Here is a 15,602-nt window from a genome sequence, read left to right as displayed (position 1 = left end):
GGCACACCAGCGTCTATCGCGCTCCAAGGAGAATCGAAATGTTGCTGCTGATTCCGGGCCCGGTCACGACCGATGCGCGGGTGAAGGCCGCCATGGCGCAGGACTATGCGCCGTGGGACAACGATTTCCGAACCCTGTACCGGCAGGTCTGCGACGGCGTGCTGGCCATTGCGCAGGCCAGCGCGGACGAACACGTGGCGCTGGCCCTGCCCGGCTGCGGCCATTTCGCGGTCGAAGCCGCCATCCGGACTTTCGTGCCGCCCGGCGGCCGCGTGCTGGCGCCGTCCACCGGCGCCTATGCGGCCCGTCTGCAGAAGCTGGCCGGCGAGGCCGGCCGCGTCGCCGTGCCGCTTGCGGTGGGCACGACCGAGCGCGTGGATCCGCTAGCGGTTGCCGAAGCGCTGGAACGCGACCCGACACTCACGCACCTGGCGCTGGTCTACAGCGAAACCGGCAGCGGCATCTGCCACGACGTGCCTCATCTGGCGCGCATCGCCCATGCGCTGGGACGCCGCGTGATCGTGGACGCGGTGTCCGCCTTTGGCGCCCTGCCGCTCGAACTGCGGGCCCTGCCCGCGGTCGACGCCGTGGTGCTGACCGCGAACAAATGCCTGGAAGGTCTGCCCGGCGCCGCCTTCGTCGTCGCGCGCCGCGACAGCCTGGACGCCGCGCGCGGCAACGCCGGAAGCTGGTCGCTCGACCTGGCGGACATCTATCAGCACACGCTGGCGCCCAACGCCGGGCCCCGCTTCACGCCCGCGGCGCCCACGCTGGCGGCGCTGGCCGTGGCGCTGGAACTGTTCCGCCAGGAAGGCCGCGAGGCGCGGCTGGCGCGCTACACCGCCAACATGCGCACGCTCTATGATGGCGTGATTGATCTTGGCCTGACCCCGTACCTGCCGCCCGAGCTGCAAGGTCCCATCGTCGTCAACGTCCGCGCGCCGGACGCCCCGACCTGGCACCTGCAGCTCTTCGTGGATGCGCTCAAGCAGCGCGGGTATGTGATCAGCAACTTCACCAACACCGAAGAACCCACATTCCGGGTCGGCTGCATCGGCGCCTTTGGCGCCAGTCAGATGCGGCAGGCGGTCGACGCCATGGGCGGCGCGCTGCGCGACATCGGAGTCTCCCGCGAACGCGCCGGAAATGCCCGGCTGTTCCCCCAACCCCTCACCGCTTAAGGAAATCTCCCATGCGTCTGCTCCACACCATGCTGCGCGTCGGCAACCTCGACAAGTCCATCGACTTCTACACCAACGTGCTCGGCATGCGCCTTCTGCGCCGCAACGACTACCCGGACGGCAAGTTCACGCTGGCCTTCGTGGGCTACCAGGATGAAGTCGATGGCGCCGTCATCGAACTGACCCACAACTGGGACACCGACAAGTACGACCTGGGCAACGGCTACGGCCACATCGCCCTGGAAGTCGACAACGCCTACGAAGCCTGTGACAAGGTCAAGGAACGCGGCGGCAAGGTCACCCGCGAAGCCGGCCCCATGAAGCACGGCAAGACGGTCATCGCCTTCGTGGAAGATCCCGACGGCTACAAGATCGAGTTCATCCAGAAGAAAGACCGCCAGGACTGACCCGGACGCCGGCCATGATCCATCCCATCCTGAAAATGGGCGACCCGCGGCTGCTGCGCGTGGCGCCGCCCGTGGATCGTTTTGACACCCCTGAGCTGCACGCCCTGATCGACGACATGTTCGAGACCATGGCGGCCGCGCAGGGCGTGGGCCTGGCCGCGCCGCAGATCGGCGTGGACCTGCAACTGGTGATCTTCGGTTTCGACCGCAACGACCGCTATCCCGACGCGCCGCCGGTGCCGCAGACGATCCTGTGCAATCCGGTCATCACGCCGCTGTCGGACGAGATGGAAGACGGCTGGGAAGGCTGCCTGTCGGTGCCCGGCCTGCGCGGCCTGGTGCCGCGCTACCGCCACATCCGCTACAGCGGCCGCGATCCGTACGGCCAGCTGATCGAACGGGAAGCCGAGGGCTTTCATGCGCGCGTCGTGCAACACGAGTGCGATCACCTGATCGGGCGCCTGTATCCGTCCCGGATCCAGGATTTCACGAAGTTCGGCTTCACTGAAATCCTGTTTCCGGGCATGGACCCGAACCAGGACGATTAGGCGTTATCGGCGGGCTTTGCTGCAGCGGGGGGCTCGTTCTCCCGTTGCGGCGGTTGCGGTGATTGCGGCGGTTGCTGCGGCGGTTCCGGTTGCTGCGGTTCCGGTTGCTGCGGTGCCGGTTGCTGCGGTGCCGGTTGCTGCGGTGCCGGTTGCTGCGGTGCCGGCTGCTGCGGTGCCGGCTGCTGCGGTTCCGGCTGCTGCGGTTCCGGCTGCTCCTGCTCCTGCACTCGAACCGGCGCCCCTTCGCCCTGCGGCGTCAGCGCCTCCGGCGCAAAATCATCCACCTGCAACACCTTCAGCACGGTCGCTTCCGCGGCTTCGAGCTGCGCCGCCTGCGCGTCCGTGATCGCCCCGCGCCGATGGGCCTCGCGCCAGTCGCGCACGTTGGACTGCCGCAGACGGTCGCGGATCGGTTGCACCGCGTCGGCCAGCGCGAAGGCGCGGGTCAACAGGCCCAACGGATCATCGCCGGGCTCGCGCTGCAGGTCGGCCGCCAGCCGCACATGCGTGGGCGACGGCTTGAGCAGCAGCTCGGCGCATTCGCGCGTGAGCGCGTCGTCCGGGCCCTTGGCCAGCCGCAAGGGCAGAATGGCCGCCCGAAGGCCCCACGACAGCGCCTTGACCGGCAAGTTGCGCAGCACCTGATCCATGCTTTTCTCGATGCTGGCGTAGCCTTGCGCCATGCACCACCGCACCAGCGGCAGGTCATCGTGCTTGCGGCCTTCGTCTTCCCAGCGTTTGAGCACGGCGGACAGCAGATAGAGTTCGGACAGGATGTCGCCCAGCCGGGCTGAGATCATTTCGCGGCGCTTCAGGCCGCCGCCCAATTGCGCCAGCGTGGCGTCCGCCAGCAGCGCAAAGCCCGACGCATACCGGCCCAGCCTCCGGTAATGGTCTGCCACCGGTCCCGAGGCCGGCGCGGGCGCCAGCATGCCGCCCGTCCAGGCGCGGCCAATCGCGCGCAGCGTGTTCATGCCCGCGTGGCGCAGATGGCGCCAGAAGACATCGTGAAAGACCTCGATGCCGCGTTCCTCGTCGGGATTGCCCAGCGCCAGGATCTCCGGCATCAGGTAGGGATGGGCGCGGATGGCGCCTTGCCCGAAGATGATCAGATTACGCGTGAGGATGTTGGCGCCCTCGACCGTGATCGCGATGGGCACGGCGCGGTACAGCGAGCCGAGGTAATTGCTGGGCCCGTCCATGACGGCGCGGCCCGCATGCACGTCCATTGCGTCGTTCACCGACGTGCGCATGCGCTCGGTGGCGTGGTATTTCATGATGCCGGACACGACCGCGGGCTTGACGCCCTGGTTGAGCGCGGCGCAGGTCAGGCGGCGCGCGGCCTCGACCAGATAGGCGTTGCCGGCCAGGCTGGCCAGCCGCTCCTGCACGCCTTCAAATTTGCCGATCGGTATGCCGAACTGCTCGCGCACCCGGGCGTACATGCCGGTGGTGTGCGCGCACATCGCGGCGGCGGCCGCCGACAGCGACGGCAGCGAAATGCCGCGTCCGGCGGCCAGCGCGCTCATCAGCATCTGCCAGCCCTGCCCGGCGCGCTCCACGCCGCCGATCAGCGCATCCAGCGGCACGAAGACGTCGCGCCCCGAGTTGGGCCCATTCTGGAAGACCTGCATCGCAGGCAGGTGGCGGCGGCCGATGTCGACGCCGGGCGCATCCGTGGGGACCAGCGCCACGGAAATGCCGATGTCCTTGGCGCCGCCCAGGATGCCGTCGGGGTCCGACATCTTGAACGCCAGCCCCAGCACGGTGGCCACCGGCCCCAGCGTGATGTAGCGCTTGTGCCAGTTGAGGCGGATGCCGATGAGCTCTCGGCCGTCCACGACCTGGCGGCACACGACGCCGGTATCGACCATCGAAGCCGCGTCCGATCCGGCTTCGGGACTGGTCAGGCCGAAGCACGGGACTTCACGGCCATCGGCCAGCCGAGGCAGCCAGTAATCGCGCTGCGCCTGCGTGCCGAACTGCATGAGCAGTTCACCGGGTCCCAGCGAATTCGGCACCATGACCGTGACGCCGGCGGTGATGGAATAGGCGGAAATGCGGCGCACGACCTCGGAGTGCGCGTACGGCGAAAAGCCCAGGCCGCCATGGCGCCGCGGAATGATCATGCCGAAGAAGCGCTGCGCCTTCAGGAATTCCCAGACCCGCGGCGGCAGGTCGCGGCGGTTCCACGAGATGTCCCATTCGTCCAGCATGCCGCAAAGCTGCCGCACGGGGCCGTCGATGAATCGTTGCTCATCGGACGTCAACGTCGCGGGCGGCACGGCGAGGAGCTTGCGCCAGTCGGGGTTGCCCGTGAACAGGTCGGCGTCCCACCAGCTGTCGCCGGCTTCGATGGCTTCGCGTTCGGTGGCCGACATGACCGGCAATGCATTGCGGGCCCAGCGGTATGCGGGTTCCGAAATGCGGCGCCGGCGCCAGGCGTTGAAATCCATGGGTCCCCCTGTGGTTCGCTACAAGACGTATCGGGGCAAAGTACCAGAATTGGCGCCGTGCGGCCAAGCTGCGGCTTACCGACTCTGCGACAATGAGCGTCGCCGCGCTGATGCGCAATCAACCGCTGTCCGGGCACGTCCGCATGCTGAACAAACTCTGGCTTGGCTTCTTCCTCACCGCTGCCGCGGCCGCGCTGTACCGCTGGCTGGTCATCGGAGATCCCGAGGTCTTTCGCCAGATGGTCGCCAGCCTGTTCGACATGGCGCGCGTGTCCGTGGAAGTGATGGTGCTGCTGTTTGGCACGCTGACGCTGTGGCTTGGTTTCCTGCGCATCGCCGAAGGCGCGGGCCTCGTCGAAAAGCTGGCGCGGTTGCTGGGACCGCTGTTCGCGCGTCTGATGCCCGAGGTGCCGCGCAATCATCCAGCCATCGGCCTCATCACGCTGAACTTTGCGGCCAATGGCCTCGGGCTGGACAACGCCGCCACGCCCATCGGCCTGCGCGCCATGCGCGAGCTGCAATCGCTCAACCCCAAGCCCGACACCGCCACCAATGCGCAGATCCTGTTCCTGGTGCTCAATGCGTCGTCGCTGACGCTCTTGCCCGTCACGCTGTTCATGTTCCGCGCGCAACAGGGCGCGCCCGATCCCACGCTGGTGTTTCTGCCCATCCTGCTGGCCACCAGCGCGTCCACGCTGGCGGGCTTTCTGGCGGTGGCGCTGTGCCAGCGCCTGCGCCTGGCCGATCCCGTCATCATGCTGTGGCTGGGCGGCGCCGCGTTGGTGCTGGGCGGGTTCATGGCGCTGCTGGCCAGCATGTCGGCGGCCGCGATCTCCTCGCTGTCCTCGCTGATGGGCAACCTGACGCTGTTCGGCATTCTGCTGGCGTTTCTGATCGTGGGCGCCTGGAAAAAGGTGCCCGTGTACGAGGCCTTCATCGAGGGCGCGAAGGAAGGATTCGACATCGCCAAGAGCCTGCTGCCCTATCTGGTGGCAATGCTCTGCGCCGTGGGCGTGCTGCGCGCGTCGGGCGCGCTGGACTTCCTGTTGGACGGCATCCGCTGGGTGGCCGCGCAGGCCAACTGGGACACGCGGTTTGTGGACGCGTTGCCCACCGCGCTGGTCAAACCGTTCTCGGGCAGCGCGGCGCGCGCGATGATGCTGGAAACCATGACGCACTTTGGCGTGGACAGTTTCCCGGCGCTGCTGGCTGCGGTGGTGCAAGGCAGCACCGAGACCACGTTCTACGTGCTGGCGGTGTATTTCGGATCCGTGGGGATCCTGCGCGCCCGCCATGCAGTGGGCTGCGCGCTGATCGCCGACCTGGCCGGCGTGCTGGCCGCGATCGGCGTCTGCTACTGGTTCTTTGGTTGACCGCAGGGCGCGGCGGCCGGCATTCACGCCCGCGCCGCGCCGCAACGCGTCCGCTTCAATCCACCAGCAGGATCTTCATCCCGTTGGTGCCGCCGCTGTCGCGGTAGAAATCGCCCTTGGTCAGGATGACCCAGTCGCCCGTCTGCACGAGATTGCGCTTGCGCAGTTCGTCGATGGCGGCGTTGGACAGGTCCGCGGGATCGTAGTCCGACGGCGAGAACGGAATCGTGTACACGCCGCGGAACATGGTTACGCGGTTCTGCGTCACGCTGTGCGGGCTGTAGCAGTAGATCGGCACGCCTGAGCGGATGCGCGACATGATGAGCGGGGTGTGGCCGCTTTCGGTCAACGCGATGACAGCTTTCACGCCGGGGAAATGGTTGGCCGCATACATGGCCGCCAGCGCGATGGTCTCGTCGCAGCGCGTGAAGGTTTCGCCCACGCGATGGTGCGATTTGGTCGAGGTGGGGTGCTTTTCGGCGCCGAGGCACACTCGGGCCATGGCCTGCACGGTTTCCACCGGGTACTGGCCCGACGCGCTTTCGGCCGACAGCATGACGGCATCGGTGTAGTCCAGCACTGCGTTCGCCACGTCGGAGACTTCGGCACGGGTCGGCATGGGGCTGGAGATCATCGACTCCATCATCTGCGTGGCAGTGATGACGACCTTGTTCAGCGTGCGCGCGTGCTGGATGATGCGCTTCTGGATGCCCACGAGTTCGGCGTCGCCCACTTCCACGCCCAGGTCGCCGCGCGCCACCATGACGCCGTCGCTGGCGCGGATCAGCGCGTCCAGGGCTTCGTCGTCGGCCACGGCTTCCGCGCGTTCGATCTTGGCGATGATCCACGCCTGACTGCCGGCGGCGGCAAGCAGGGTGCGGGCCTCGTCGATGTCGCTGCCATAGCGCGGGAACGACACGGCCACGTAGTCCAGTTCCATTTCAGCGGCCAGCTTGATGTCGACGCGGTCCTTGTCAGTGAGGCTGGGCGCCGACAGGCCGCCGCCGCGGCGGTTGATGCCCTTGTTGTTGGACAGCGGGCCGCCCACCGTGACGGTGGTGTGGACCTCGTCGCCTTCGACGCGGTCGACGACCAGCACGACGCGGCCGTCATCGAGCAGCAGCTCGTCGCCCACGCGGCAGTCGGTGACGAGTTCGGGGTAATCGATGCCCACGATGCTGGCAGTGCCCGCGTCCTTGGGATGCACGCGCGACAGCGTGAACGGCTGGCCCACCTGCAGATGCACCAGCTTGTCGACAAAGCGTGCGATGCGGATCTTGGGACCCTGCAGGTCGCCCATGATGGCAACGTAGCGGCCTTGCTTGGCGGCGATCTCGCGCACCATGCGCGCGCGTTCGCGGTGATCGTCCGCGCTGCCGTGCGAGAAGTTCAGCCGCGCCACGTCCAGCCCCGCGCGAATCATCGCGTCGATGCGTTCGGGCGACGAGGTCGAGGGTCCCAGGGTGGCGACAATTTTGGTGCGGCGCAATACAGGCATGGCGGTCCACTCTCGCAAAAACAACGAAAGCGCTATGGTACGCCGGCCGCGTTGCCACGGGTATCATGGGTGACATTTCCGACCCTCAACGCGCCCAACGACACCCGTGAAAATCGTCATCGCTCCCGACTCGTTCAAAGAAAGCGTTTCCGCGCCGGATGCGGCCGCCGCCATTGCGCGCGGCGTCAAGGCAGCCTTTCCCGGCGCGCATACGGTTTGCGTCCCGATGGCCGACGGCGGGGAAGGCACCGTCGAAGCCGTCCTCGCGGCCACCGGCGGCAAGGAGCGGCAGATCGCGGTCAACGACGCGCTCGGGCACAAGGTCGATGCCGTCTGGGGACTGCTGGAAGACGGCACCGCCATCATCGAGATGGCCGCTGCGGCGGGGCTTGAATTGATTGCACCGGCAAAGCGCGACCCGATGCGCGCCAGCAGCCACGGCGTGGGCGAATTGATGCGCGCGGCGCTGGACGCGGGCGCCACGCGCATCATCCTCGGCCTTGGCGGATCGGCCACCAACGACGCGGGCGCCGGCATGCTGACGGCACTGGGCCTGCGCCTGCTGGACGCGGGCGGCAACAGCCTGCCGCCGGGCGGCGGCGCGCTGGGGCAGCTTGCCTCGATTGACACACGCGGCCTGGACCCGCGGCTGGCGCAGGTCCGCATCGATATCGCCTCCGACGTCGACAACCCCTTGTGCGGTCCGCAGGGCGCCTCACATGTCTTCGGTCCGCAAAAAGGCGCGACGCCGGAACAGGTGCAGAAGCTGGACACGATGCTGGCCCACTTTGCCGACGTCTGCGCCCGGCATCTGAACGCGGATCACCGCGATGCGCCCGGCGCCGGCGCTGCGGGCGGCCTGGGTTTTGCCGCCAAGGCGTTTCTCAACGCGCACTTCCGCCCCGGGGTCGAAATCGTCGCGGAACTGGGTGGCCTGGCCGACGCGGTGGAAGGCGCAACGCTGGTTTTCACCGGCGAAGGCCGGATGGACGCACAGACCCTGCGGGGCAAGACGCCCGCCGGCGTCGCCCGGATTGCGCAGCGCGCGGGCGTACCCGTCGTAGCGCTGGCCGGCTCGCTGGGAGAAGGCTACGAGGCCCTGCACACCTGCGGCATCAGCGCCGCATTCAGCCTGGCCCCTGGCCCGATCACATTGCAGCAGGCTCTGGTGGACGCCGAGCGCCTGCTGACCGACCGGGCGCGGGACGTGATGCAGCTGTGGATGGCGGCGCAGAAACGCATGCTGTGATCCGGCAGCCGGCTGCCCTCGCCGTGCATGCCGGCGACGTTGCCGCCCCGCCTTAGCGCGGAAAATCAAAAAGGCCCCGAGGGGCCTTTTTATATTGCCTTGCCATACCGAAAGGACGTCAATCGCGCGCCAACACCCCGGCTTCGACCAGCGCATCCGACAGGCGGATGTAGCGGTCCACCGAAATATCCTCGGCGCGCGCGGTGGGCGCAATTTCAAGCGCTTCCCAGGGCACCTGCGGCGCCCAGTCAGCCAGCACCCGACGCAGCATCTTGCGGCGCTGCGAAAAGGCGCGCGCCACGACGGTTTCGAATGCGCGCTCGCTGATGGGCCGCAGGCGGTCCGCCGGCAAGGGCACCATGCGCACGATGGCCGACACCACCTTGGGCGGCGGATCAAAGGCCTCGGGCGGCACGTCGAACAGCTTGTGCATGCGATAGCGCGACTGCAGCATCACGGACAAGCGGCTGAAATCGCCGGAGCCGGGCTTGGCCACCATGCGGTCGATCACTTCGCGCTGCAGCATGAAATGCTGGTCGCGGATGTGATCGGCCCACGTCATCAGGTGGAACAGCAACGGGCTGGAGATGTTGTAGGGCAGGTTGCCCACAACGCGCAGCGCGCCGCCGAACTGCGAGAAATCCACCGTCAACGCGTCGGCCTCGACGACCGTCAGGCGCGAAGCCTCGAACTGCTTGCGCAGGCGGGCGGCCAGATCGCGGTCGATTTCGACGGCGGTGAGATGGTCCAGGCGCTCGAGCAGCGGCCGCGTCAGCGCGGACAGGCCTGGGCCGATTTCGACCACGGCATCGTCGCGGGCGGGCGCAACCGCCCGGACGATGGACTCGACGACGCTGTCGTCGGTCAGGAAGTTCTGGCCAAAGCGCTTGCGCGCCTGGTGTTGAGACATGAAAAGCCCGTAATGCGTTTAGCGGTTGTTCTGCTGGATCTTCTGCTGCTTTTCGAGGCGGTTGTCGACGTACGCCTGCGCACGCAGTTGCTCGAGCCAGTCTTCAAAGGCCGGTTGGGCACGGCGCTCGAACAGCGTCTGGCGGGCGCGCATGCGGGCCAGATCGTCGGTCGCATCGTGATCGCGGCGTTCTTCGACCTCGATCAGGTGCCAACCGAACGGCGTCTGCACGGGTTGGCTGATTTCGCCAGGTTGCAGCGCGTTCATCGCGGCCTCGAACGTCGGCACGGTTTCACCCGGGTTCAGCCAGCCGAGTTCGCCGCCTTGCGGCGCGGTGGCGTCCTGCGAATACTGGCGCGCCATTTCCTCGAACTTGGCGCTGCCGTTCACCAGACGCTGGCGAACCTGCTCCAGGCGCTGGCGGGCCAGTTCATCGCTCATGACGGTCGACGTCTTGATCAGGATGTGGCGCGCGCGCGTTTGAACGACCTGCGTGGGACCCTGCGGCGCCTGCGCGCGCGCGGCCGGCTGCGGAGCCGGTTGCGGAGCGGCTTGGGGCGCCGGTGCGCGAGCCGTGCGGCTGGGCGCGGGCTGGGCGGTGCCGCGGTCCATCACCTTGATGATGTGGAAACCGTTGCCGCTCTGGATGAGCTGGCTGACCTGGCCCTTCTGCAGGTTGCTGATGGCCTTGACGAAGAGGTCGGGCCAGCCGTCCAGCGGACGCACGCCCATGACGCCGCCCTGCAGCGCCTCGGGACCGTCGGACGCCGCCGCGGCAAGGCTGGCGAAGTCGTCGCCACGCTTGGCTTGCGCCAGCAGGCCTTCGGCCTTCTTGCGCAGCAGCGCCAATTGTTCCGGCGACGAGCCTTCGGGCACGCGCACCAGAATCTGCGCCAGCGCGTACAGCATGGGACCGGCGGGCGCGGCGGCCTGCTCGGGCGCGGGCTGCGGTTGCGCCTGGGGTTGCGGTTGCTGGGCCTGCGGGGGAGCCGCGCCGAAAGCCGGGTTGCGGCGTTGGTCCTTCAGGAAGGCGTCGACTTCAGCGTCGGAGATGACGATGGTCGAATCAACCGCGCGCTGACGCAGGCGATCCGAGCGGATCTCGTCACGCAGCGACTTGCGGTAACCGTCCCAGGACGTGCCGGCCTTCTCGAGCTCCTGGCGCAGTTGCGCCACGGTGATCTTGTTGCGCGCGGCGATGGCCTGGATGGCCGTGTCGATCTGGGCGTCATCCACGCGGATGCCGAGGCGGTCGGCTTCGTGGCGCTGCACGCGCTCCATGATGAGACGCTGCAGCACCTGGTGTTGCAGCGTCTGGTCGTCCGGCACCTGGATGCCACGCGATTTGAGTTCGCCTGCGATGCGCTGGGAAGCGTCGCGCAGTTCGCGCAGCGTGATCACATCCTTGTCGACGATCGCGGCAATGCCGTCCACGAACTGCTCGCCCTTGGGCGCGGGCGCTTCCTTGTTCTGCGCAGCCGGAGCGGCCTTGGCGCTGTTCGCGCCGCGGGCGGTCTGCTCGGCCGCATGAGCGGCGGGCAAGCCGGCGCACAAGGCCAGCAGCAGCGCATTGCCGGAGAGGCGGCGCAAAGAGTGCAACCTACGCATCATTCATACCTTTCAAATGTGGTCCCGGCCTGCGCGGGCGGCGTGACGCGCGTGTAACCGGGGATACTTCTGTTCAGCAGGTTCATCGGGTCGGTTCCGAGGGAACCCAGGCCCGTGAGCTCAAGCTGGAAGAACAGCGCGGAGTTGGTGTCCGCCGCCGATACGGCGTAGCGCTGGTAGACCACGCGGCCTACCCAGCAGCAGTCGCCCTTGTATTCCAGGCCGGCAATGGCCTGCGTCACGCGGGGAGATTCCGTCGTGTTGGCCACCGTGCTGGACGGACCAGAACGCAAAGAATAGTCCACCCGGCCCACGCCGTACCAGCGCTTGGTGAACGGCCACTGGACCGCCAGGCTGACCTGGTTCTGGCCTTGGGGCTGGTACGCGACGCCGGGCTGGGGATCTCGCTGATAGCGATAAGCGACCGCCACCGTGGTAAGGCGTTGCGGAGACCAGCGGGCACTGACAAGTCCTCGCGACCAGTTGCTGTCATACGGGTTGTAGAGCGCCGTGATATCGGTGCTAAGCGTGTCCGTCAGAGCGGCAGTTGCGCCCAGCAGGAAATCGGACCGTACGTTTTCACGCGGCGTTTCAAACGGCAGGGTGACTTTCTGATCTTCGAAGTAGAACCGTTGCGCCGCCGATAGCGAGAGCCGCTCGAAACCGGAATTTGCGTCCAGCCACCGCGTGGTCAGCGCCGCCGTAAGCTGATTGGCGTTCGCAATGCGATCCCAGCCGCCGGTGTATATGTTTTCCTCAAAAGCCTGCGAAAAGCTGAAGTCCGCCAAAGACGTGTCGTACACGGGCAACTTCGACTGGTCGCGGTACGGCACCCTGAGGTAGTACAAGCGGGGCTCGAGCGTCTGCGTAGACGCCTTGCCGAACAGCGACGTCTCGCGCTCGAAGATCAGGCCAGCATCCAACGACATGATCGGCACCGTGCGAGACTGCGACCGCGGCAGCCCGTCGGCCGACCCGCCATTCAGACCCAGCGTATCGACGCCGTACCATTTGGTCTGATATTGAGTGAAGTTGACACCCGCCTTCGGGATGATGAACCAGCCCGGCCTGACGATGGGATAGGAAACCGTCGGGTAGGACTGGAAGCGATCCCCATCCGGATAGCGGGGCGCGCCACTGAATTCGGGCCTTTTGAAGCGCACTGCGGTGGAAGTCCACTCTGCATCGAATCCGCCCCAGTCATAACGCGCGCCGCGCAAGTACAGCTCGGGCACCTTGTCATAGGGGGGCAGCAAAGGCGCGTCGGGGTCTTGCAGCGTTTGATACTTGAAGACCTGCGCGTAGGCGCTCCAGTAGCTTGAACCCCAGCCGACACGCGCGCGTTGCGGCAGGAAGGTCGTCGACGCCTGGTTCAGGCCAAGCTGGGATATATCCCGGAAGTAGTCGTCATCGGACACCCTGGCGATGTCCCAATCGGTATAGAAACCGTTCGACAACACCTGCTGGTGACGCCACCAATACATCCACCGATCTTCCCCGGTGATGTTGTCGTCGGGCAGATAGGTGCCGTCAATGGTGCCCATGAAGGTGGGCCGCATGTAGCGGAACTCGCCGCCCAGCTGGGTGCCGCGTTTGGAAAAGTAGCGCGGCTGCACCGTCAGGTCGTAATTGGGCGCCAGGTTGAAGTAGTACGGGATCGAAATGTCGAAGCCGCCCTGGCTGGTCGTGCCGTACGTCGGAATCAGGAAGCCCGACTTGCGCTCGCGCTTGACCGGGAAGGTCATGTAAGGCGATGCGAGGATGGGCACGTCCTTGAAATACAGCACGCCGCCGCGGGCCACGCCTTCGTTTTCGTCGAAGTCGATATCGACCGAATTGGCCTTGATGTACCAGGACGGGTTTTCGCACGGGCAGCCGCTGTACGTCACCGTGTGCAGCCGCATCTGCGACTTGCTGAAGATGTCCGCGTGGTCGGCGACGGCAAAGCCGCCCGTGGCGCCCAGCCAGAAGTTGGGCTTTTCGACTTCGCCGGAATACCGGTCCACGTTGAACGTGGCGTTCGGGCCGGTCACCAGCGTGCCGTCGCGCATCATGCGGGCGTTGCCGCGCACGTCGACCTTGCCGGTGTCCTTGCGGTAATTGATCTCGTCGCCCTTGATCACGCCGTCGATGCGGCGCACCTGCGCGTTGCCGGACAGCGTGAGCTCGTAGTCGGGGTCGCCCGAAATGGTGTCCGCTTCCATGAAAGCGGGAATGCTCTCGTCGGGCAACCGGTGCATGCGCAGACCCGGAGACGTGCGCAGCTGGGGGGTTGACGTGACCGACGGCGCGGAAGCAGCGGTGCCCGGGCTACCTTGAGCCTGGGCGGCTCCGGCGGCGACGCTGACAACAGAGAGGATCAACCACGGAACCTTGCGCACGAATGAAAACAGCCCTTTTAGACCACGGGAGAGCCGGACAAAGGCGCCCACGGGGGGCCAATGCTGACGGAAATGAGCCGGTATTATAGAGAAGCCGCGAACAACGCCCAGCCTTATGTTCGCCAAATCGAAATTTCCGCAATTTTGCCCTTCTGACACGGATCTTCCTTGAAAAACGATCACGACCCCCGCTTGGCGCAGGTGCGCAACTGGCTGCAAGGCCTGCCCCCTGCCCTGAACCTGGCCGTGGAGACGCTGCGCCCCGCGTCGGCTGACGCAAGCTTTCGCCGGTACTTCAGGCTGGACGCCGGATCGCGCACCCTGATTGTCATGGACGCCCCGCCCCAGCACGAGGACTGCCGCCCCTTCCTGCACGTGGACAAGCTGCTGGCGGATGCCGGCCTGAACGTGCCGGCGGTGCTGGCGCAGGACCTGGACCAGGGCCTGCTCCTGCTGTCCGACCTGGGCGAACAAACCTACTATCAGCGCATCCAGGATGGTCTGGACGACGCCCAGTTGCAGACGCTGTACCGCGAGGCGCTGGCCGCCCTGGTCAAGCTGCAAAAGGCCTCGACCGACGGCCTGGGCACCTACGACAGCGCGCGCCTGGCCGACGAGCTGAAACTGTTCCCCGAGTGGTACGTGCAGAAGCACCACGGCGTCACGCTGGACGACAAGACCGCCAATGCCCTGGAAAAGATCTTCGCCCTGCTGTCGGCCAGCAACGGCGGGCAGCCCCACGTGCTGGTGCACCGCGATTTCCATTCGCCCAACCTGATGGTCTGCGACCAGCCGCAGTACGGCCCCAACCCGGGGGTCATCGACTTCCAGGATGCGCTGGCCGGCCCCATCACCTACGACCTGGCGTCGCTGGTGACCGACGCCCGGACCACCTGGGAAGAACCGCAACAGCTCGACTGGGCGATCCGCTACTGGGAAATGGCGCGCGCGGCCGGCCTGCCCGTCGACGCCGATTTCGCCGAATTCCACCGCGCCTATGAATGGATGGGCCTGCAGCGCAACCTGCGGATCCTGGGTGTCTTCGCGCGCCTGAACCACCGCGACGGCAAGGCGCACTACCTGGCGCACATGCCGCGCGTGAACGGCTACGTCCGCCAGGTGGCGCAGCGCTACGGCGTCTTCACGCCGCTCCTGCGCCTGCTGGATCGCCTGGACGACCGCCAGGTCAGCGTCGGATACACGTTCTGATGCGCACCATGATCCTCGCCGCGGGTCGCGGCGAACGCATGCGCCCGCTGACCGACCGCCTGCCCAAGCCCATGCTGCCGGTGGGCGGCAAGCCGCTGATCGTCTGGCACCTGGAACGCCTGGCCGCGGCCGGTATCCGCGACATCGTCATCAACCACGCCTGGCTTGGCCACGAGATCGAACGCGGGCTGGGCGATGGCGCCGCGCAGGGCGTGCGCATCCGCTATTCGGCCGAAGCCACCGCGCTGGAAACCGCCGGCGGCATTGCGCAGGCGCTCCCCCTGTTGGGCGACGACCCGTTCCTCGTCATCAACGGCGACATCTGGTGCGACTGGGATCCGGCCGCCGCGCCAGACGCCGCGAGCCTTGTGGCGCGGGGCGGCGCCTGGCTGCTTTTGGTGAACAACCCCGCGCACCATCCTGCCGGCGACTTCGTCCTGACGGCTGATGGGCGTGTGCTGGCCCACGGCGAGCCGCGTTTGACCTTTGCCGGCGTGGGCGTCTACCATCCTTCGTTGTTCGCGGACGTCCCGCGCGGCGAAGCAGCGCCGCTGGCGCCGCTGCTCAGGCAGGCGATGGGCCAGGACCAGGTGCACGGCGCCCGGCATGCGGGCCGATGGACGGATGTCGGCACCCCGCAGCGGCTTGCCGACCTGGACGCGGAACTGGCTGGCACGGCCGCCTGACAGGGCTGTCTGACAGGGCTGGCTGACATCCACATATTTCACAATATCAAGGTGCGCAACGAGGCTTGTCTGCGCACCATCGCCCCCGGCTAACGG

12 protein-coding genes are annotated in these 15,602 nt (G+C 67.0%); 7 read left to right on the top strand and 5 right to left on the bottom strand.

Going from position 1 to position 15,602, the window contains the following annotated elements; genetic code table 11:
* Nucleotides 1–38: 38 nt before the first annotated feature.
* From AC6CIE_RS26080 to def, 3 genes are read left to right on the top strand one after another with little or no spacing between them, the layout of a single operon-like run.
* A complete protein-coding gene (locus AC6CIE_RS26080; protein ID WP_498094638.1) occupies nucleotides 39–1,181 on the top strand; it encodes a 2-aminoethylphosphonate--pyruvate transaminase in 1,143 nt (380 codons plus the stop codon).
* A gap of 11 nt (nucleotides 1,182–1,192) precedes the next feature.
* Nucleotides 1,193–1,588, top strand: a complete 396-nt coding sequence (gene gloA / locus AC6CIE_RS26075; protein ID WP_063955180.1) for a lactoylglutathione lyase — start codon at nucleotides 1,193–1,195, stop codon at nucleotides 1,586–1,588.
* A gap of 14 nt (nucleotides 1,589–1,602) precedes the next feature.
* Complete coding sequence (gene def, locus AC6CIE_RS26070) at nucleotides 1,603–2,136, top strand: peptide deformylase (protein WP_152383492.1); 534 nt, start codon at nucleotides 1,603–1,605, stop codon at nucleotides 2,134–2,136.
* Here def and AC6CIE_RS26065 read toward each other — a convergent pair.
* Entirely contained in the window at nucleotides 2,133–4,592 is a 2,460-nt protein-coding gene (locus AC6CIE_RS26065) for an acyl-CoA dehydrogenase (RefSeq protein ID WP_498094635.1), read from the bottom strand. The genes def and AC6CIE_RS26065 overlap by 4 nt on opposite strands.
* Before the next feature lie 143 nt (nucleotides 4,593–4,735).
* Here AC6CIE_RS26065 and AC6CIE_RS26060 point away from each other — a divergent pair, with 143 nt between their 5' ends.
* Nucleotides 4,736–5,965, top strand: coding sequence for a nucleoside recognition domain-containing protein (locus tag AC6CIE_RS26060; RefSeq protein ID WP_175123310.1), 1,230 nt, complete (start codon nucleotides 4,736–4,738; stop codon nucleotides 5,963–5,965).
* A gap of 55 nt (nucleotides 5,966–6,020) precedes the next feature.
* Here the strand turns inward: AC6CIE_RS26060 and pyk are convergent, their stop codons facing one another.
* Nucleotides 6,021–7,463 carry a pyruvate kinase gene (pyk, locus tag AC6CIE_RS26055; RefSeq protein WP_175123311.1) on the bottom strand — a complete coding sequence of 481 codons (1,443 nt, stop codon included), beginning with the start codon at nucleotides 7,461–7,463 and terminating at the stop codon, nucleotides 6,021–6,023.
* 106 nt (nucleotides 7,464–7,569) lie between these two features.
* Between pyk and AC6CIE_RS26050 the strand changes: the two genes are divergently transcribed.
* The gene (locus AC6CIE_RS26050; RefSeq protein ID WP_452006014.1) at nucleotides 7,570–8,712 is read left to right on the top strand and encodes a glycerate kinase; all 1,143 of its coding nucleotides are present in this window, start codon (nucleotides 7,570–7,572) and stop codon (nucleotides 8,710–8,712) included.
* A gap of 118 nt (nucleotides 8,713–8,830) precedes the next feature.
* On the opposite strand, the gene rsmA is transcribed toward AC6CIE_RS26050, so the two are convergent.
* Genes rsmA through AC6CIE_RS26035 form a run of 3 tightly spaced genes read right to left on the bottom strand, consistent with a single transcriptional unit; the run spans nucleotide 8,831 to nucleotide 13,611 of the window.
* Nucleotides 8,831–9,622, bottom strand: a complete 792-nt coding sequence (gene rsmA / locus AC6CIE_RS26045) for a 16S rRNA (adenine(1518)-N(6)/adenine(1519)-N(6))-dimethyltransferase RsmA (protein WP_175123313.1) — start codon at nucleotides 9,620–9,622, stop codon at nucleotides 8,831–8,833.
* Between the two features lie 18 nt (nucleotides 9,623–9,640).
* Nucleotides 9,641–11,233 (bottom strand): peptidylprolyl isomerase, encoded by a 1,593-nt coding sequence (locus AC6CIE_RS26040; protein ID WP_175123314.1) that lies wholly within the window; start codon nucleotides 11,231–11,233, stop codon nucleotides 9,641–9,643.
* Nucleotides 11,230–13,611, bottom strand: a complete 2,382-nt coding sequence (locus tag AC6CIE_RS26035; protein WP_175185943.1) for an LPS-assembly protein LptD — start codon at nucleotides 13,609–13,611, stop codon at nucleotides 11,230–11,232. The genes AC6CIE_RS26040 and AC6CIE_RS26035 overlap by 4 nt, the downstream gene beginning before the upstream one ends.
* Nucleotides 13,612–13,779: 168 nt before the next feature.
* Here AC6CIE_RS26035 and AC6CIE_RS26030 point away from each other — a divergent pair, with 168 nt between their 5' ends.
* Together AC6CIE_RS26030 and murU are read left to right on the top strand one after the other, a co-directional pair.
* Nucleotides 13,780–14,820 (top strand): aminoglycoside phosphotransferase family protein, encoded by a 1,041-nt coding sequence (locus AC6CIE_RS26030; RefSeq protein ID WP_481145761.1) that lies wholly within the window; start codon nucleotides 13,780–13,782, stop codon nucleotides 14,818–14,820.
* A complete protein-coding gene (gene murU / locus AC6CIE_RS26025) occupies nucleotides 14,820–15,506 on the top strand; it encodes an N-acetylmuramate alpha-1-phosphate uridylyltransferase MurU (RefSeq protein WP_498094632.1) in 687 nt (228 codons plus the stop codon). Before AC6CIE_RS26030 ends, murU begins: the two co-directional genes overlap by 1 nt.
* Nucleotides 15,507–15,602: the final 96 nt, after the last annotated feature.

The organism is Achromobacter sp. GQ309 (assembly GCF_059759315.1).
The sequence above is the reverse complement of the archived record's forward strand: the minus strand, read 5'-3'. Positions and strand labels throughout refer to the sequence as shown.